Genomic DNA, 17,571 nt, shown 5'->3' with positions numbered 1-17,571 from the left:
CACGATGCAGGGGCACGTGTCGGCGATGACGAACCCGGACGGCACCGTGCCCGGCTCGGCTCTCCGCGGCCCGGAGCGCGTCGGGCGGAGTCTCACTCGTTCATCCGCCCACCGCCTTCTTGATGAGCGCGCTGATGCGGTCCTCGTCGGCCGCGGTCAGCTCCCTCAGGGCGTAGGCGGCCGGCCACATGGTGCCGTCGTCGAGCGCCGCCTGGTCGCTGAATCCGAGCGTGGCGTATCTCGTCTTGAACTTCTGCGCGCTTTGGAAATGGCAGAGCACCTTGCCGTCTCTGGCGTAGGCGGGCATCCCGTACCAGAGCTTGGGCGCGAGTTCAGGGGCGGCGGCCTTGACGATGGCGTGGATCCGTTCGGCGAGGACCCGGTCCGCGTCCGGCAGTTCGGCGATCTTCGCGAGTACGTCCTGCTCCGCTGCCGCCGCCTTCTCCGCGCGGGACGAACCGCGGCGCGCCGCGGTCTTCTTCTGCTCCTGCGCGTGGTCCTTCATCGCGGCCCGCTCCTCGGCGGTGAATCCGCTGTACTGCTCGGCGGAGGTCTCGGGGCTCGCGGGGGACGACTCGGTGTGCGGCATGGCGGTTTTCCTCTCGTAACAGGGATCAGGGGTGAGGCGGAGTTCGGGCCTGGAGTCAGGACAGTGCGGAGGGCACGGTCTCCCAGGCGAATCCGTCCGGGTCGGTGAAGGAGCCGGCGGTGCCGCCCAGGACGAGGCGGTGCGAGCCGGTGCCGTCGGCGGCGACGCCGAGGTCCTTGGCCAGGCCCCGGCGCTTGTACAGCGCCAGCTTGACCGGGCTGGACTTGGCTGCGGCGAACTCGGCGTACTTGCCGCCGAAGCTCTTCGCCACGGTCAGGCCCTGGTCCGCGTAGAACTGCTTGGTGGCCTTCACGTCCTCGACGCCGAGCAGCAGGACGAGTTCGTCGATCTCGCGGGTGGCCGGGCCGGTGTCCTTCTTCGACGAGGTGGCGACCTTCCAGATCGTTCCGTCCGGAGCCTGGACGACGCCGCCGTAGCCCCACAGCGTCTTGGCGGCGGGCTTCAGCACCGCCGCGCCGGCGGTCACGGCGGCGTCGAGGAAGCCGTCGACGGTGGCGGGCCCGGACACCGTGAGCGCCAGGGTGAAGCCGCGGAATCCGGCGGAGTCCGCCTCGGACGACCGCAGTTGGATGTGGGTGTCCACGCCGAAGGCGCTGTAGAAACGGTGGGCGGCCTCGATGTCGGCCACTTCGATGGTGACGGCCGTGAGGGAGACGGTGGACGCGGTGTGTGCGGTGGTTGTCGTCATGGCCGTCACGCTACGGGCGGCTCGGCGGCCGGGGCTTCTCGATTCCTGACCGGTCTTGTCACCTGCTTCGCCACGCACGCCGGCATGCCCTCCACTCCGGCCGCCGCGTCCGCCTCGCGGCGCCGGAAGGCCCCGGGCGGGATGCCGACCAACTCGGTGAAACGGGTGGTGAACGTGCCCAGGGACGCGCAGCCGACCGCGAAACAGACCTCGGTGACGCTGAGTTCGCCACGTCGCAGCAGCGCCGTCGCGCGCTCGATGCGACGCGTCATCAGGTACGAGTACGGGGACTCGCCGTACGCGGCCCGGAACTGCCGGCTCAGGTGGCCGGCGGACATGTGCGCATCGCGGGCGAGCGCCTCCACGTTGAGCGGCTGCGCATACTCGCGGTCGATCCGGTCGCGGACGCGGCGCAGCCGCGCGAGATCGGTCAGGCGCTGCGCCTCGACACGTGCACGTCGCCATTCGGGCTGACACATGGCGCGGACCTCAGCGAAGCTCTTGGATGCGGACCAGGTTGCCCGCCGGATCGCGGAAGGCGCAGTCACGGACGCCGTACGGCTGCTCGGTCGGCTCCTGGACGACGTCGACGTCACCGGCCTGCGCCTTCTCGAACGTGGCGTCGAGGTCCGGGGTGGCCAGCAGAATCCAGCCGTACGTGCCCTTGGCCATCATCTCGGTGATGGTGCGGCGTTCGTCCTCGGTGATTCCCGGATCGGCGGCCGGCGGCGCCAGGAGGATGGACGTGTCGGGCTGACCGGCCGGGCCGACCGTGATCCAGCGCATCCTGCCCTGCCCGACGTCGCTGCGGACCTCGAAGCCGAGGACGTCGCGGTAGAAGGCGAGAGAGGCGTCCGGGTCGTCGTGCGGCAGGGCGCTCGTGTGAATGGTGATGTTCATGGCGAGCAGGCTAAAAGCGGCTCCGTGTCTCTGACTTCTCGTTTCCGGACCAATTGCCGACGAAATCCGGCCATGTTCGAGTGTCTCCGGCCATGAGGAGAGCATCCATGTGGCGATGCCGCCGATGAACGTGAGCGCCTGGCCGACCAGCGGGACGATGCTGCCGATGAACGCGAGCGCCTGGCTGATCAGCGAGAAGAACTGATCGACGAACTGGCCCGCGAGCTGGGGCGCGGAACCCCCAGCCCGCGGCAGCGTGCATACGAGTCGATCGAGCGGTCTCAGGGACTGCTGAAGTCAAGCCAGCGGAGTCTGGAGCGCAGCGAGGCCGCGCTGCGCCGCGCTGATGCGCGCGATGAGCGGGAACAGCCGGAGCAGGCGGACGAGCTGCAACGGAAGGCTGAGCGGGTTCGCGGGGCGGCGGCTCGTCTGCGCGCCGCCGTGTGGGCAGCGATGGCACGGTCTCCGGCTGCGCGTTCACCGTGTGTGATGTCCAGAGCGAAACCTTTCCAGGCGGAACTCCCGCCGGATGTATGGACCCTGCGCTGGTGTGTTGACCGGGCGTGGCCGGATGCGCGCCCCACCCGTTGCCTTGGGCATGGAGAGCAACGAGACCTCACCCTCGGCCCATGCCCGGCTCGTCGGCGCGTACTGGCTGGACTCGCCCGTGATCCACTCCGAAACCTGTCCCTGCCGCAACGCGGACAGGTTGCGCAGCGGCCACGGTGACCGAGTGCGGTGCGTCCTGCTGGGGCTCGCCTCGGCGCTCGTGGTGCTCGGCTGTGCGATCGGTATTGCCGCACAGTGATCCATCCGGATTCCAGCCCGCGTCGGTGTCGGCGTGCGGGGCCGATGGCCGTTCGACCGGCGTGGTCCGCTTGTCGGCCTGTGGCAAGTGACAGAGGCGAAGCATGCAGCTCAGTTTGTCAAGTGTCCCTTGAGACCTGAGGACTTGGCGCTCTAGCCTCTTGGTGGAGGCGTTGGGACCAAGCGCCGCGACAAGACCGGCTGCTGTCCGCGCCCTGCCGTGCCTCCCAGTCCACGAGGCGTCTGATCGCGTGTGGTTCGCATGCCCGCTGGGGCCGCTGATCGCCGACTGACGTGGCTCCGGCTCCCGTCTGCTGCCGTCCGGAGAGTCACCGGGCCGTGGGCAGACATCCGCGCGGGACCCGGGACTGGGGAGTGCCCGTCCCGCGCACGCGACGGCCGCTGCCGCTCCGCTCTCGCCGGTGGCGGCCGTCGCGCACGCGGCGACGCGGTGCGGATTCCGTTTCACGGGGACTGCTACGCGCGTACATCGGAAAGGAAGCGGGTGGCGGCGCCCGGGCGGGAGACGGGACCGCTTGAGGCGGCACGGCCCTCCACGCGCTGTCTCACTGGTCCGTTCGTCGAGCCGCGGGACGCGGGAGCATGCCCCGACGTAGGCATGGCGAACGGAGGGTCGGAGCCGCACAGTCGGCGATGCGGCTCCGACCGCCCGAGGGCGGCAGGTCAGGGGCGTTCCGACCGGGCATTCCGACGGGATCCCATCGGCCGTTGCGGCCTGGCTCGCACGTCGTGGATCGGGCCGGTCACCCCGACCGTGCCGCCTGAGTGGATCGCGCCGATCGCCCCCCGACCGTGCCGCCCTGAGGGGACTCGGGACCGGTCGATCGAGTCGCACGACCCGGCTGGATCCGTTCATCCCGTGCACTGCAACAGTCCGATTCCGGCGTTGCGCGGCACCTTCTCTCCGGCGGCACGCCGCGCGCCAAGTGGTCGGCAGACTGCGCCCATCCCCGCGCGGCGGTGCGCAGGGATGCGGAAGAAGGACGAGCGTGAGCGATGGTCAGGGGCGAGGCAACCTGCCGCCAGCGAAGTCGAGGATGGTGGGCCGCCATTCGGAGCTGGCGGAGGTCCTGCGACGGTTCGCGGGGCCACAGCGGCTGGTGACCCTCACCGGCGCCGGCGGGGTGGGCAAGACCCGGCTCGCCCTGGAGGCCGCGGGCAGACTGCGCCCCTCGTTCGGGGACGGGGCGTGGTGGGTGGAGCTGTCGCCGCTGCGGCAGGGCGAGCTGCTGGCGCACGCCATCGCCGAGGAGCTGCCGCTGGCCGACCAGACCAACCGGCCGATGCTCGAGGTGCTGGCCGAGTACCTGGCGGGCCGGGAGCTGCTGCTGGTCCTGGACACCTGCGAGCACCTGATCGACGCCTGCGCGCACACCGTCCGGGAACTGCTGCGGGCCGCACCGGGGTTGCGGTTCCTGGTCACCAGCCGCCGTCCCCTGAACGTCGCCGGCGAGGAGGTGCTCACCGTCGAGCCGCTGCCGGTCCCGGAGCCCGGCGATCCCGCCGCGGTGCGGGCGGATGCGGTGGTGCTGCTGGTCGAGCGCGCCGCCCGACGGGTTGTCGGCTTCACGGTCGCCGACGCCGGCCGGGCCGGGCTGGTCGGCCTGGCCCGGCGCCTGGACGGGCTGCCGCTGGCCATCGAACTGGCCGCGGCACGGCTCGGCGAGCTGTCCGTGCGGGAGTTGACCGCGCGCCTGGACGACCGGTTCGCCGTCCTCGCAGAGAGTGATGCTGTGCTCCACAGGGCTGAGCTGTTCTGGCACCAGGCCCTGCGGACCGCGATCGGCTGGAGCCACCAGCTGTGCAGCCCGGCCGAACGGCTGCTGTGGGCACGCCTGTCGGTGTTCGCCGGCACCTTCGACACCGAGGCGGCAGGGCAGGTGTGCGCCGATGCACATCTGCCCGCCGATCAGATCACCGACCTGCTGACCGAGCTGGTCGACAAGTCCATCCTGACCTGGCAGCCCACCGGCGACGGGGAGCGCTACGGGATGCTGGACACCCTGCGCGAGTACGGCGCCGATTGGCTGCGCGGTTTGGGCGAGGAGGACGAGATGCGGTGCCGCCACCGGGCCCACTACCGGGGCCTGGCGCTGCGGGCGGACGCCGCCTGGATCGGGCCGGACCAGCTGGCCTGGTACGAGCGTACGTCCGCGGACCACGCCAACTACCGGGCCGCGCTGGACTTCTGCCTCGGTGAGGGAGACGACGGGCAGACCGCGCTGGAGCTGGCCGGGGCGCTGTGGTTCTTTTGGCTCGCCTGCGGCATCCACCACGAAGGCCGCCACTACCTCGGCCGCGCGCTGTCACAACACCCTGCTCCCGGGCCGGCCCGCCACAAGGCCCTGTGGGCCTGCGCCGCCATCGCCCTGGGGCAGGGGGACCTGGATGCGGTCGCCCGGCTGGGGCAAGAGTTTCGGGCCGCCGCCGACACAGCGGCCGATCCGGCCATGCTCGTCGCCGCCGCCCACCTCGAGGGCGGATGCCTGGGCCTGAGCGGTAGACCCGCGCAGGCGGGTGAGATCTTCGATTCCGCGCCGTACACCGAAGACCACGGCGAGACGTACAGCGGCGCGCGCTTCCTGCTGTGGGCGATCCGCGGGTTCGCCCACACCAACCTCGGAGAATTCACCCGGGCCGCCGCAGTGACCGATGCCCTGCGCGCGGAGTGCGTCAAGCGCGGCGAACGATGGTCCCTGGCCTTCGCCGACTACATCCGCGGGCTGGCGGCTCGGGGCCTGGACCAACTCGACGAGGCCGCGGCATGCGCACGCGCGGCCCTGGAGGGAAAGGCCCTGCTCCACGACAGCATCGGGATCGGCATCACCCTGGACCTACTGGCCTCGGTAGCCGCCGCCACCGGCCACGGCGAACGAGCGGCCCGGCTGCTCGGCATCGGCCAGCAGACCTGGGACACCATCGGCCGCAACCAACTGGGCATCCCCGAACTCCTCGCCGACCGCCTTGCCTGCGAGCGCTCGGCCCGAGAGATTGCCGGGGACACCGTGTACGAGGCGGCCTTCCGCAAGGGACTGGAGGACAGCCTCGACGACGGCATCGCCTACGCCCTGCACTAGCGCGACGGTACTTACGCCGCGAGATTCGACAGCAGGAACCGCGCGAACTACTGGTTGGGCTTGCCGCGTTCGAGGAGTTCCGCGGGTGTATGACGCCGAGGACCGAGGACGTGCGCGCTGGAACAGCGGGGCGGGCTTGGACAAGCACACGAAGCCTCTGGCGGAGACGAATTTCTTGATCGGAAATCCATCTGCCAGGGGCTTCGTCGTGCCGTCAGGTCAATGAGCAAGGTTGCTCGGCATGTTGAGAAGCCTTCAGTGTGGCCCGACGGGTCCCTCAGGCCGCTGTCAGCGCCGCCAGGGCGCGGTCCATCGCGGAGTTGAACTCTTCCGGTGTCAGCGGGAGTCGGGACTTGACGTCTCGGCTCCACTGGTCGGCGAGGACCTCGGCGGCGCCCGCCTCGACACCGTCGAGCGCCGCGTCGGCCAGGTCCGAGGGCGCGATCTTGTCCACGGGCCAGCCCGCGGCCATGTCGGTGTCGGCCAGGCCGAGGTGCACCGCCGTCACGAGCGTGCCCTGGTCGGCGAGCTCGAGGCGGACGCCGTTGGTCATCGCCCAGGCGGCTGCCTTGGTCAGGTGGTAGGCATTGCTGCCCTTGCCCGCGAACCACGACATGGCGGAGAGGACGTTGACGATCGCGCCCCCGCCGTTCCGGGCGAGCGCCGGCGCGAACTCCCGGATCATTGCCAGGTGGCCGAACACGTTGGTCTCCAGTTCGTGCCGTACCGCGTCCGGTGAGCCGGTCACCAGGTCGGTCCCCGTCTGGGTCCCCGCGTTGTTGATGAGCAGCGAGACGTCCGGGGCGGCCTCGGTGGCGGCCCGCACGGATGCGGGGTCGGTGATGTCGAGGGGCAGCACCTCGACTCCGGGCAGGTCCACGGTCTCCGGTCGGCGGGCCGTCGCGTAGACCTTGCGTGCGCCGCGTTCCAGGAGGCGCTGGGTGAAGGCGCGGCCGAGGCCGCGGTTGGCTCCGGTGACAAGGGCGACTGAGTTGTTGATGTCCATGCCGGGTACGCTAAAACCTGACGTTGACGTCAGAGGCAAGTGTTCGTCGTCGGGCCGAGGTGAGAGGAGTCGCCATGACCGTCACAGAGGCCGCGGCCGAGCGGCTGATCCGTATCGGGGAGGTGGCACGGGGGGCGGGCGTCTCGGTGCGCGCCGTGCGCTACTACGAGCAGCAGGGGCTGCTCGTCGCGGAGCGCAGCCCGTCCGGCCAGCGCCTCTACCGGCAGGACGCCATCCCTCTGGTCCGCTTCTTCCAGCAGATGTTCGCTGCCGGTCTGACCAGCCGAAGGATCTCGGAACTCCTTCCGTGCTGGGACTCCGGGCACACCGACAGCGAGCAACGCGCCATGCTGCGCGACGAGCGCGACCGCATCCAGGCCAAGGTCGACGACCTGCAGGCCGCCCTGGACCGCCTCGACGAGGTCATCGCGATCACGGACACGCACCCGTAGGCGCGGGCGGCCGGACGTCGCACCGGCGATCTACGGCTGGAGTACGGGGAGAGCCTGGTCGTTGAGGTCCTGTGTCTCCTGCGAGGTGCGGGTCTCATCAGTGCACGGCCGCTGCCGCCCCGGTGAACACGCGCCGATGCCCCGCACGGTGACAGTGGGTGCGGGGCATCGCGGCGTCGCGCGGATGCGGAGTGCGGGCCGGGTGAGCCCGGTCAGCGGGCGAGGCGGGGGAAGAGTGCCTCGGCGTTGCCGCGGTCGATGGCTACTGCCTGTCCCGGCGTGAAGTCGGGGTAGGTCTCCAGGAAGTGGTTGTAGTAGGAGCCGGCCTCCTGCGGGGCGAAGGGCCAGTCGCTGCCGTACAGGACGTGGCCGGGCTCGGCGAAGGCGAGGAGGGCCGGCAGGGCGGAGGGACTGGCGGACAGGGCGGTGTCGAAGTAGAAGCGCTTCAGGTCGCGCAGGATGTCCTCGTCCGTGCGGTTGCGGTCGATGGCCATGGAGGTCAGGCCGGAGAAGCGGTAGGCGGCGTAGGGCAGGAAGCCGCCGCCGTGGGAGAGGATCACGCGCACGTTGCGGTAACGGTCCATGACGCCGCCCAGCACCATGTTCACGGCAGTGCGGGTGGTGTCGAAGACATAGTCCGCGAGCGGGGCGGGGGTGCCGGGCAGCAGCGTCATCGGGGGCTGCGCGGGGTGGACGAAGACGTTCGCCGAGCGGCGGTCGAGTTCGGCCCACAGCGGCTCGAAGTCTGGGTCGCCGAGGTACTTGCCGTGGGCGTTGGACATCAGGACCACGCCGTCGGCGCCGAGAACGTCGAGCGCGTACACGGCCTCCGCCACGGCCGCGTCCACGTCGGGCAGCGGAATGCTCGCGAAGTGACCGAAGCGGTCGGGGTTGTCCTTCACGACCTCGGCGCCGTACTCGTTGACGGCGCGGGCCAGGTCACGGGCGTCGGCGTCGTCGCCGAGGTGCACGCCGGGCGCGGTGACGGACATGACGCCGGTGGCGATGCCCTGCTGGTCCATCATCGCGATCGCGCTCTCGGGGCTCCAGGCGGGGATGTCCCAGCCGCCGGAGTTCAGGCCGCGCGCGGCCAGTGTCTCGGCCCAGACCGGCGGAACGATGTGGTTGTGGACGTCGATGCGTACGGGGAAGTTCATAGCTCCTAGCCTCCTAATGTTTAGCTTGCTAGCAACTTCATTTAGTAAGCTAACAGTCATGCGAGAGGTGAGCAAGCACGGAGCGGACGACGACCGGGCCCCGGCCATGGACGAGGCAGGTGTGAGGGAGCTGGCGCACGCTGCTGACCGGCTGTTTTACGCTATGCGCCGCTCCCGGGCGGCCACTGTGGGGCACTCGGGGGCCGGGCTTTCGATGGCGCAGCTCACGCTGCTGGAACCTCTCGCCGCGGACGACCGGGGCGAGGGGCTGCCGGTCGGCAGGCTCGCCGCCACCGCCGAGGTCAGCGTCCCCACCGCCACCCGCATGCTCAAGCAACTCGAAGCGGCGGGCGTGGTCACCCGGCAGCGCTCCCCGCACGACGAACGTCAGGTCCTCATCCGCCTCACCACGGACGGCGCAGACCGGCTCGCGGCCATGCAGGCGGAACTCCGCGCGCGCCAAGCGGAGGCACTGGCGAACTTCACCGCCCGGGAGCGCCACGAACTCGCCGCGCAACTCCACCGCCTCGCGGGCATCATCGGCGACACCATTCCCCGGTCCGCCGAGGGGGAGACCGCCCAGCAGTGACGCTGCGCTTGCCGTACCTGAGAAGGGCCTACGTCGGGGAGTCGTACCCGGGCAGGGTGAAGGTGTCGGCCGGCGGGACCAGGAAGCGGGACAGCAGGGGGCGGACGGGCTTGCTGGTCGCGGTGCGCAGGACAGTGTTCAGGGTGGTGATGCCCGCCTTGGTGCGGGGCAGGGCGGTGCGCGGGGTTCCTGGCGGCAGTTTCTGGGCGCGTGCGGTGTAGGGGCGCAGGGTGGTCTCGTAGGCGGTGAAGGCGGCGCGGTGGTCGGTGTGGCGGGAGAGTTCGCCGGCGAGGACGTACGCGCCGGTGAGGGCGAGGCTGGCGCCCATGCCGCTCAGGGGTGAGGCGCAGTAGGCGGCGTCGCCGGTGACGGCGGTCCTCTCTCGGGACCAGCGGGGCATGTGGACCTGCCCGACGGATTCGAAGAAGAACTCTGCCGAGTCGTCCATCTCGGAGAGGATTCGCGGGACTTCCCAGGCGAGACCGGCGAAGGCGTCGTGCAGAAGCTGTTTCTGCCTGGCGGGCTCCAGCCGTTCGTAGCCGCGTGTGGGGGTGAGGAAGGAGAGGGTGGCCCGGGTGGTGCCGAGGTTGTCGGGGCGCAGGGTGATCGACCGGCGGCCGGGGGCGTTGAACCAGCGTGCCCAGCGGCCGTCGGAGGGGCGGTAGGGGATCGTGAAGTACGCCGTGCACAGTCCGAAGCCTGTGGTGCGGGTGTCGGTGAAGACGAGGTCACGGGTGCGGGAGCGGATGCCGTCGGCCGCGACGACGAGGTCGAAGGGGCGCTCTCCCGCGTTCTTGAGGACGACGTGGACCTCGTCGCCGTCGTCCTCAAGGGCGGTGACCTCGTCGTCGAAGAGGTACTCGGTGTCGTGACGGGTGTGCTCGTACAGCAGGGCGGAGAGCTGCGGGCGCAGGATCTCCAGGTCGGCGACGGGCCCCTGGCCGCCGAAGGCGTCCGCCGCTAGTGCGGCTTTGGTGCGGTCCTGGTCGTCGACGAACCGGATACCGGCTTCCCGGGTGGCGGCGTCGCGGGCCGCTGATTCCAGGCCCATGCGGCGGATGACGTCGAGACCCGCGCCGCGGAGGTCCACGGTCTGACCGCCGGGGCGCAGGGCGGGGGCGCGCTCGACGACGGTGGCCTTCATGCCGTATCGGGTGAGCCAGTGGGCGAGGGTGGGGCCGGCGATACCGGCGCCCGCGATCAGAACCGTCTTGTGCGGCATGGTGCTCCGTCTGGTGGTGGGGGGTGTGGAGGCAACGGCCGGGGCGGCATGGTCGTGCCGCCCCGGGGCGGGTCAGTGGAGGGCGGCGTTCTTGTCCGCGAGCGAGGCGGATCCGGCTTCCGCTCCGGCGGGGGTGGCAGGGATGAGGAAGGAGGCGATGAGTCCGAGCAGGACGAAGCCTGCCGCGATGTACCCGCCGAGGACGACGCCGTCGGTCATGGCGGCGCGCGCCGCGTCCGCGACGGCGGCGGTGTGCGGGTTCGCGGCCAGGGGGCCGATGGCTGCCCCCGCGCTGTCGGTGACGGCGCCACTGAACTGGTCCGCCTGTCCGGCGGGCAGGCCCATGCCGGCGAGCCGGTCATGCAGCTTGGTGCTGAGCGAGCTGAAGAACACCGTGGTCAGGACGGCGATGCCGAGTGCCGAGCCGAGTTGGCGGAAGGCGCTCTGGGCACCGGATGCCTGGCCGGAGCTGCTTTCGGGGACGTCGTTGAGGACGACGTTGGTGACCTGGGCGGTCGCGAAGCCGACGCCGATGCCGTAGAGGAAGAGGACCAGGGAGACCGACCACCAGGAGCTGTCCGGGGTGGCGATCAGTCCGATTCCGGCGAGACCCACGACCTCCAGGGCCAGGCCGATGCGCAGCTGGCCCAGCGGGGCGACCTTGGCGGCCAGGCCGAAGCTCGCGCCGCTGGCCACGAAGCTGCCGATGGCCACGGGCACAAGGGCCAGACCGGCCTGCAGGGCGCTGTAGCCGAGGGTGAACTGGAGCCACAGCGGCAGGACCGCGACGATGCCGAACTCGCCGATGCCGATGATCAGCGTGGCGATGTTGCCGTTCCGGAAGGAGGGGATGGAGAACAGGCTGACGTCCATGAGGACTTGGGAGCCGGCGCCGCCGCGACTGAGCGTGATCTGGCGCCGTACGAACGCGAAAAGGGTGACGGCGGACAGGGCGAGGGCCACCAGGACGGGCGAGGGGCCGCTGTCCCAGGTGAAGCCCAGCGCCTTCAGGGGGTGCACGGTGGCGATCCAGCCGTAGGTGCGGCCTTCGACCAGCCCGAAGGCGAGCAGGCCCAGGCCCATGACGGACAGCAGCGCACCCGGCACGTCGACGCGGCCACGGGTGCGCGGGGACGGGGCGATGTAGAGGAGCACGCCGATCCCGACCAGCACGGACAGCGGAACGTTGATGCCGAAGGCCCAGCGCCAGGAGACGTGTTCGGCGAGCCAGCCGCCCAGCAGCGGACCGAGCGCGGCGGCCGCGCCGATGGTGGAGCCCCAGACCGCGAACGCCTGACCGCGCGCCTTGCCGGTGAAGGTCGCCTTCAGCAGGGACAGCGAGGTCGGCAGCAGCATCGCCGCCCCCGCGCCCTGGAGGAAGCGGGCCAGGATGAGCAGCCCGCTTCCGGGCGCCAGACCGGCCAGCACGCTGGTCGCGCCGAAGACGACGACACCCCAGACGAAGATCCGGCGGGCGCCGAAGATGTCGGCCAGCCGGCCGGTGAGGAGGAGCAGGGCCGCGAAGACGATGGCGTAGGACTCCTGGATCCACTGCGCCTGTGCGGAGGTGGCGTCCAGGTCCTCGATCACCGAGGGGACGATCACGTTCACGATCGTGGTGTCCACCACGATCAGTGCCACACCCAGCGCGATCGCGATCAGACCGAGCCACCGCCGGGTGGCGGACGGGTCACGCATGAAAACACCTTCCATCATGGAATAATTCTGCGATGGAACTTAAGGCGGTGGAGGTAGGTTGTCAAAGCGCGTCCCGGGTGCGGATCGCCTGGGCCATGGGAGAAGGGCGGCGTCGGTGGTGGAGGAGACGGCACACGGTGAGGTGTCGGCGCAGCGTGAGCGGCTGATCGAAGGGCTGCGGTCCTACGGCGGCCACTACACCGAGCTCGGCCGCCTGTTCGCCGACTGGCTGGGCCTGCACTCCACCGACGCCGGGGCCCTGCTGGAGATCACCGCGGCGGACGAACGGGGCGCCCCGCTCTCACCGGCCCGGCTCAGCGAACGCATCCTCCTGTCGCCGAGCGCCACGACCGCACTGCTGAACCGCCTCGAAGCCGCGGGCCACATCGTCCGCAGCCGGGAGCACACCGACCGCCGGCTCGTGACCCTGCGCAGCAGCACTCACGTGCAAGAGCGCGCCGACGAGTTCTTCCGCCCGCTGGGTGCCCAGATGGACGCGGTCATGGCCACGTACCCGCCCGAGGTGCTGGCCGGGTTCGAGGCGCTGCTGGCGGATCTGTGCACCACCATGGACGCCCACATCGCCGAGCGGGCCCAGAAGGCCTGACGCCCGGCGTGGTGCCCGCAGTCCCCCTGCTCACGGGCCGCGTTGGCCCGCCGTAGAATGCGCGTTCGCGGCTCGGCCCATCCCTCGGGCGGGCGGGATGAGGGAGTGATGAGTGAACTCCGGGCGGGACACCAGGACGCCGTGGCCGCCATGCTGGAGCAGTGGCAACGCGAGTTCCCCGAGGTGGATGCCACCGCGTTGGGTGTGTTCGGCCGGCTGCACCGCAGCTTCAACCGCTATCAGGCCCAGTTGAACGCGTTCTTCGAGACCTACGACCTCACCGTTCCGGCCTTCGGGGTGCTGGCCGCGCTGCGACGGGCCGGCGCCCCGTACCGGCGCACCGTCAGTGAACTGGCCGACGCCAACCTGCTGACCAGCGGCGGCATCACGCAGCGGGTCGACAAGCTGGAGGCCGCCGGGCTCGCCCTGCGTGTGCGGGACCCGGACGACCGCAGGATCGTACACATCCAGCTCACCGACCGGGGGCTCGCGCTCGCCGAGGAGATCATCGGCGCCCACTTCGCCCATGAATCGGACATGCTCGCCGACCTCTCGGACTCTGAACGTGCCCAGTTGGGCGGCCTGTTGGCCCGGCTGGAGCGTTCCCTCGACCGGGCGGCGGAGCGGGGGAGGGGCGATGCGGGGGCCGACGGGAGCGCATAGCGCCCGGTCTCGGACCTTGGCGGCACGACGCCCGACGGCGCAGACCCTGATGACGCAAAGCCTGCTGGCGCGGCATCTGCCGGCGCGGCATCTGACGGCACAACACATGTGAAGCGGTCGCAATCTCTTGGCACGGAGGGGTTGTGGCCGCTTCTTTCGGCCTGCTAGAAACCTTAGCGCTAAAACATTTAGCGCTAAGTCATATCCGTCAGGGCCGCCAGGCCCGCAGGAGGGCCGAATGAGTACCAGCGTCACGCCCGACGCCGCGCGGCAGGACATCGCGGCGCGGCTGGAACGGCTGCCCATGTCCCGCTGGCAGGTCACGGTGCGCCTCGCCATCGGCGTGGTCACCTTCTTCGAAGCCTTCGACCAGCTGCTGATCGCCTACACGCTGCCCGTCATCACCAAGGAGTGGGACATCTCCGCGGCGGGCACCACGCTCACCCTCACCATCGGCTCGATCGGCATGCTGCTCGGTGCCTACGTCTCCGGTTGGGCCGCCGACCGGGTCGGCCGGGTCAAGGTCATCTCGATCTGTGTCGCCCTCACCGCCCTGTGCAGTCTGCTGATGGCCGGCTGTACCTCGCTGCTGCCGTTCCTGGTCCTCCGGTTCGTGCAGGGCTTCGCCATCGGGGGCGAGGTGCCGACCGCCGCCGCCTACATCAGCGAGATCAGCCGGGCACACCGCCGGGGCCGCTTCGTCCTCTTCTACGAGATCGTCTTCCCGGCCGGACTCGCGGCCGGCGCGCTGCTCGCCGCCTGGGTCATCCCGCACTGGGGCTGGCGCGCGCTCTACCTGTTCGCCGCCGTCCCCGGCCTGGCCGCCGTGCTCCTCCAGCGCCGCATTCCCGAGTCGCCCCGCTGGCTGGTCTCCCGCGGCCGCTACGAGAAGGCGCGGGTGACGATGGACCTCATCGAAGAACGCGTGCGCCGCGCGAGCGGCGCGGAGCTGCCCGCCCCGGCCGCCCCGTCCGTGCAGCCCATGCCGGAAGCCGAATCCGCCGTCCCGTCCGAGCAGGAAGCCGCACCGGCCGCCGCCGCTCCTGCCCGCGGCTCGCTGCGGGACCTGTTCACCGGCCGCTACCGCCGCCGCACGCTGGTCATCTGGACGATCTGGTTCGTCGGCTACCTCGCCAACTACGGCATCACGTCCTGGCTGCCCACGATCTACAAGGGCGTCTACGGAATGTCCCTGAGCTCCGCGCTCTGGTACAGCACCATGGCCTCGGTCGCCGGACTCGTCGGCTGCGTCCTCGCCGCTCTGCTAGTGGACCGGGTCGGACGGCGCGGGATCGTCGTGGGCGGCCTCGGCGGGACGACCGCGATGCTCGTCGTCCTGGCCGTGCTCGGCGCCGGAGCGCCCTGGCAACTGGCCGTGTGGTCCTCGCTGGCGGCGATGTTCAACTTCGCGGTCAACATCAGCCTCTACCTGTACACGCCCGAGCTCTACCCGACCCGTGCCCGCGCCCTGGGCTGCAGCATGGGCGGCGTCATGAACCGCCTGGGGCTGATCGTCGGCCCGCTGCTCGTGGGTCTGGTCTACGGCGGTGGCACCCAGCTGTCGGCGGTCTTCCTCCTGCTCTCCGTCTTCACGCTGGCCGGGGCCGTTGTGGCGGGTCTCTTCGCCGAGGAGACCACCGGCCGCACCCTGGAGGAGGTCTCGCCGTGAGCGATCCGAAGCACGAGGGGCAGACGGTCGCGGATCTGTGCACCTGCGGCGGCGCTGCCCCGGGCTCCCCGGCCCCCGCCTTCCCGGACCTCGCCGTCCCGCCCGACGCGGTCGAAGTGACCGGCGACGCGCGGCCGGACGGCCCGACCGCGCTGAGCGTCGTCCTGCTCGGCACCGGCGCGGGACCCTACCCGGCGCCCGGGCGGCAGGGCGCCTCCACCGCGGTCGTCGTCGGGGACCGGACGTATCTGGTGGACGCCGGTTACGGCGCGCTGCGCAAGTACGCGCAGGCCGGGCTGCGCCTCAGTGACCTGCGCGCGGTCTTCCTCACCCACCTGCACTCCGACCACACCGCCGACCTGTTCAACCTGTTCCTGCTGGGCTGGGGCCCGGCCAACCACGGCGTGAACCAGCCGGTCGACATCGTGGGACCCGGCCCCGACCGCACCCTGCCCGACCACCCGCAACCCGGCACCGAGGGCCTGCTCGCCCACCTCCTGGCAGGCTTCGGCCAGGACGTCGCCGTGCGCCTGCGCACCAGCGCGCGCACTCCGCTCGCGGACCTCGTCCGGCCCCGCGATCTGGTCTCCCCGCCGGCCGGGCGGGACGTGCTCGTGTACGAGGACGACCGGGTGCGGGTCACCGCCCGTGAGGTTCCGCACCCGCCGCTGCACCAGAGTTTCGGCTACCGCTTCGAGACCGAGGAGGGCGTCGTCGCCTTCTCCGGCGACACCGCGTACAGCGACAGCGTCGGTGAACTCGCCGCGGGCGCCGACCTGTTGGTCCACGAGACGATGGAGCCCGACTTCTACCGCGGCCTCGGCTACTCCGACCGCCTCCTCGACTTTCTCTCCGCCTCCCACACCGCGCCCGGTGACGTCGGCAGGCTCGCCGCCGCGGCCGGAGCGCGTCGCGTCGCCCTGAGCCACATCGGCCCGCCGGACCCGCGCGAGGTCGGTGACGACGACTGGATCCGCAAGGTGGCCGCCACCTACACCGGCCCGGTCGTCGTCGGCCACGACCTGACCCGCCTCGTCCCCGTTCGCTGAACCACCTCTTGACCGCCCCTTCCCTTCCTCGAGTTCCACGGAGAACCGCACCATGCACGAGAACAACCAGCACGACCCGATCCGCCCGCGCCAGGGCGGCCCTGCGGACGGCAGGACACTCACCGTCGGCATCGTGGGCGGCGGTGTCGGCGGGCTCGCGGCCGCGATCGCCCTGCACCGGGCGGGCGTGAAAGCGGTCGTGTTCGAGCAGACGGCACACTTCGGCCGCGTCGGCGCCGACATCAACCTCACGCCCAACGCGGTCAAGGCCCTCGACGGCCTGGGAGTCGGCGACACACTGCGGCGTACGGCGGCCCGCCCCACATACCGTCTCAGCCGGACCTGGGACACCGGCGAGGAGACCTCCCGCATCGAGATGGGTGACGAAGCCCTCGCCCGGTACGGGTCCCCGCAACTCACCATGCACCGCGCGGACTTGCTCGCCGCGCTGGAGGAAGCGCTGCCGTCCGGCACCGTCCGCTTCGGCAGCCGGTTGACACACACCGTCGAGCACGCCGACGGTGTCACCGCGACGTTCGAGGACGGCACCGAGGCGTACGTCGACGTCCTGGTCGGCGCCGACGGCATCCACTCCGTCGTACGTACCGACCTGTTCGGCCAGGAAACGACCCGGTTCACCGGTCTGGTCGCCTACCGTGCCGTGGTCCCCGCAGGGCGCCTCGACGTCCCCGGCATGGACACCTTCACCAAGTGGTGGGGGCCCGACCCGGCCACCCAGCTGGTCACCTTCCCCCTCAATCGCGGCCAGGACCTGTTCGTCTTCGCGACCACGGCCCAGGAGACCTGGCAGCACGAGTCCTGGACCACGCCGGGCGAAGCCGCCGAACTCCGCTCCCACTACCGGGACTTCCACCCCGAAGCGCGCGCCGTCCTCGACGCCTGCGACGAGGTCCTCAAGTCCGCCCTGTACGTCCGTGACCCCCTGCCCTCGTGGTCGTCGGGCCGCCGCACACTGCTCGGTGACGCCTGCCACCCGATGACACCGTTCATGGCCCAGGGCGCCGCCATGGCCATCGAGGACGCCGTCGTCCTCGCCCGCGCCCTGGCCACCGCCGACCCCCGCTGCCCGGAACCGGCCCTGAAGTCGTACGAGACCACCCGTCAGGACCGCACCGCCCGCGTCCAAGTCGGCTCACGCGGCAACGACTGGCTGCGCACCTCGGGCAACGGGGACTGGGTGTACGCGTACGACGCCTGGACGGTGCCCTTGGGCTGAGCACACCGAGCGGATCCCGTGTCCGCTGTGGATGCCCCTGATGGCGGCCGCCCGTCGGGCCAGGAGCCGTAATCTGTAGCCGGTCGCGACCGTCGCGGTCACGGTTCGGGGCGGATCGG

17 protein-coding genes are annotated in these 17,571 nt (G+C 71.0%); 9 read left to right on the top strand and 8 right to left on the bottom strand.

The window, feature by feature from the left end; all coding sequences use genetic code 11:
- Positions 1–100 precede the first annotated feature (100 nt).
- The 4 genes from ACY34M_RS18070 to ACY34M_RS18055 are packed head-to-tail and all read right to left on the bottom strand — an operon-like array spanning position 101 to position 2,198.
- A complete protein-coding gene (locus ACY34M_RS18070) occupies positions 101–589 on the bottom strand; it encodes an iron chaperone (RefSeq protein WP_462720220.1) in 489 nt (162 codons plus the stop codon).
- A 55-nt stretch (positions 590–644) separates the two neighbouring features.
- The gene (locus ACY34M_RS18065; RefSeq protein WP_462720219.1) at positions 645–1,298 is read right to left on the bottom strand and encodes a glyoxalase; all 654 of its coding nucleotides are present in this window, start codon (positions 1,296–1,298) and stop codon (positions 645–647) included.
- A 5-nt stretch (positions 1,299–1,303) separates the two neighbouring features.
- The gene (locus ACY34M_RS18060; RefSeq protein ID WP_462720218.1) at positions 1,304–1,777 is read right to left on the bottom strand and encodes a helix-turn-helix transcriptional regulator; all 474 of its coding nucleotides are present in this window, start codon (positions 1,775–1,777) and stop codon (positions 1,304–1,306) included.
- Between the two features lie 10 nt (positions 1,778–1,787).
- Positions 1,788–2,198 carry a VOC family protein gene (locus ACY34M_RS18055; RefSeq protein ID WP_462720217.1) on the bottom strand — a complete coding sequence of 137 codons (411 nt, stop codon included), beginning with the start codon at positions 2,196–2,198 and terminating at the stop codon, positions 1,788–1,790.
- A gap of 598 nt (positions 2,199–2,796) precedes the next feature.
- On the opposite strand from ACY34M_RS18055, the gene ACY34M_RS18050 reads away from it, so the two are divergent.
- A complete protein-coding gene (locus ACY34M_RS18050) occupies positions 2,797–3,006 on the top strand; it encodes a hypothetical protein (protein WP_462720216.1) in 210 nt (69 codons plus the stop codon).
- A 1,009-nt stretch (positions 3,007–4,015) separates the two neighbouring features.
- On the top strand, positions 4,016–6,103 hold the full coding sequence (locus ACY34M_RS18045) for an ATP-binding protein (protein ID WP_462723489.1): 2,088 nt from the start codon (positions 4,016–4,018) through the stop codon (positions 6,101–6,103).
- A gap of 277 nt (positions 6,104–6,380) precedes the next feature.
- On the opposite strand, the gene ACY34M_RS18040 is transcribed toward ACY34M_RS18045, so the two are convergent.
- A complete protein-coding gene (locus ACY34M_RS18040) occupies positions 6,381–7,109 on the bottom strand; it encodes an SDR family oxidoreductase (protein WP_462723490.1) in 729 nt (242 codons plus the stop codon).
- Between the two features lie 74 nt (positions 7,110–7,183).
- Between ACY34M_RS18040 and ACY34M_RS18035 the strand changes: the two genes are divergently transcribed.
- Positions 7,184–7,561, top strand: a complete 378-nt coding sequence (locus ACY34M_RS18035) for a MerR family transcriptional regulator (protein ID WP_462723491.1) — start codon at positions 7,184–7,186, stop codon at positions 7,559–7,561.
- Positions 7,562–7,773: 212 nt separating this feature from the next.
- Here ACY34M_RS18035 and ACY34M_RS18030 read toward each other — a convergent pair whose 3' ends face one another.
- Complete coding sequence (locus tag ACY34M_RS18030; protein WP_462723492.1) at positions 7,774–8,718, bottom strand: amidohydrolase family protein; 945 nt, start codon at positions 8,716–8,718, stop codon at positions 7,774–7,776.
- Between the two features lie 58 nt (positions 8,719–8,776).
- Between ACY34M_RS18030 and ACY34M_RS18025 the strand changes: the two genes are divergently transcribed.
- Positions 8,777–9,307: a MarR family winged helix-turn-helix transcriptional regulator gene (locus tag ACY34M_RS18025; RefSeq protein WP_462723493.1), complete on the top strand. Its 531-nt coding sequence runs from the start codon at positions 8,777–8,779 to the stop codon at positions 9,305–9,307.
- Positions 9,308–9,335: 28 nt separating this feature from the next.
- Here the strand turns inward: ACY34M_RS18025 and ACY34M_RS18020 are convergent, their stop codons facing one another.
- Positions 9,336–10,529, bottom strand: coding sequence for an FAD-dependent monooxygenase (locus ACY34M_RS18020; protein WP_462723494.1), 1,194 nt, complete (start codon positions 10,527–10,529; stop codon positions 9,336–9,338).
- Between the two features lie 72 nt (positions 10,530–10,601).
- The gene (locus tag ACY34M_RS18015) at positions 10,602–12,227 is read right to left on the bottom strand and encodes a DHA2 family efflux MFS transporter permease subunit (protein ID WP_462723495.1); all 1,626 of its coding nucleotides are present in this window, start codon (positions 12,225–12,227) and stop codon (positions 10,602–10,604) included.
- Between the two features lie 118 nt (positions 12,228–12,345).
- On the opposite strand from ACY34M_RS18015, the gene ACY34M_RS18010 reads away from it, so the two are divergent.
- From ACY34M_RS18010 to ACY34M_RS17990, 5 genes are all read left to right on the top strand, one after another.
- Positions 12,346–12,834 carry a MarR family winged helix-turn-helix transcriptional regulator gene (locus tag ACY34M_RS18010; RefSeq protein ID WP_462723544.1) on the top strand — a complete coding sequence of 163 codons (489 nt, stop codon included), beginning with the start codon at positions 12,346–12,348 and terminating at the stop codon, positions 12,832–12,834.
- Between the two features lie 108 nt (positions 12,835–12,942).
- Complete coding sequence (locus tag ACY34M_RS18005) at positions 12,943–13,497, top strand: MarR family winged helix-turn-helix transcriptional regulator (RefSeq protein ID WP_462723496.1); 555 nt, start codon at positions 12,943–12,945, stop codon at positions 13,495–13,497.
- A gap of 238 nt (positions 13,498–13,735) precedes the next feature.
- Entirely contained in the window at positions 13,736–15,166 is a 1,431-nt protein-coding gene (locus ACY34M_RS18000; protein WP_462723497.1) for an MFS transporter, read from the top strand.
- The gene (locus ACY34M_RS17995; protein WP_462723498.1) at positions 15,163–16,215 is read left to right on the top strand and encodes an MBL fold metallo-hydrolase; all 1,053 of its coding nucleotides are present in this window, start codon (positions 15,163–15,165) and stop codon (positions 16,213–16,215) included. The genes ACY34M_RS18000 and ACY34M_RS17995 overlap by 4 nt, the downstream gene beginning before the upstream one ends.
- A gap of 52 nt (positions 16,216–16,267) precedes the next feature.
- Entirely contained in the window at positions 16,268–17,452 is a 1,185-nt protein-coding gene (locus tag ACY34M_RS17990) for an FAD-dependent monooxygenase (protein WP_462723499.1), read from the top strand.
- The last annotated feature ends 119 nt before the right edge of the window (positions 17,453–17,571 follow it).

The organism is Streptomyces sp. EDA2-14, assembly GCF_054963755.1.
This window is presented reverse-complemented; position numbering and strand designations above follow the sequence as displayed.

Bases quoted from the DNA above. Each gene is read 5' to 3' on its own strand.
- ACY34M_RS18070 (WP_462720220.1), bottom strand. From the start codon at position 589: ATGCCGCACACCGAGTCGTCCCCCGCGAGCCCCGAGACCTCCGCCGAG.
- ACY34M_RS18040 (WP_462723490.1), bottom strand. From the start codon at position 7,109: ATGGACATCAACAACTCAGTCGCCCTTGTCACCGGAGCCAACCGCGGC.
- ACY34M_RS18055 (WP_462720217.1), bottom strand. From the start codon at position 2,198: ATGAACATCACCATTCACACGAGCGCCCTGCCGCACGACGACCCGGAC.
- ACY34M_RS18035 (WP_462723491.1), top strand. From the start codon at position 7,184: ATGACCGTCACAGAGGCCGCGGCCGAGCGGCTGATCCGTATCGGGGAG.
- ACY34M_RS18065 (WP_462720219.1), bottom strand. From the start codon at position 1,298: ATGACGACAACCACCGCACACACCGCGTCCACCGTCTCCCTCACGGCC.
- ACY34M_RS18060 (WP_462720218.1), bottom strand. From the start codon at position 1,777: ATGTGTCAGCCCGAATGGCGACGTGCACGTGTCGAGGCGCAGCGCCTG.
- ACY34M_RS18025 (WP_462723493.1), top strand. From the start codon at position 8,777: ATGCGAGAGGTGAGCAAGCACGGAGCGGACGACGACCGGGCCCCGGCC.
- ACY34M_RS18050 (WP_462720216.1), top strand. From the start codon at position 2,797: ATGGAGAGCAACGAGACCTCACCCTCGGCCCATGCCCGGCTCGTCGGC.
- ACY34M_RS18005 (WP_462723496.1), top strand. From the start codon at position 12,943: ATGAGTGAACTCCGGGCGGGACACCAGGACGCCGTGGCCGCCATGCTG.
- ACY34M_RS18020 (WP_462723494.1), bottom strand. From the start codon at position 10,529: ATGCCGCACAAGACGGTTCTGATCGCGGGCGCCGGTATCGCCGGCCCC.
- ACY34M_RS17990 (WP_462723499.1), top strand. From the start codon at position 16,268: ATGCACGAGAACAACCAGCACGACCCGATCCGCCCGCGCCAGGGCGGC.
- ACY34M_RS18015 (WP_462723495.1), bottom strand. From the start codon at position 12,227: ATGCGTGACCCGTCCGCCACCCGGCGGTGGCTCGGTCTGATCGCGATC.
- ACY34M_RS18030 (WP_462723492.1), bottom strand. From the start codon at position 8,718: ATGAACTTCCCCGTACGCATCGACGTCCACAACCACATCGTTCCGCCG.
- ACY34M_RS18000 (WP_462723497.1), top strand. From the start codon at position 13,736: ATGAGTACCAGCGTCACGCCCGACGCCGCGCGGCAGGACATCGCGGCG.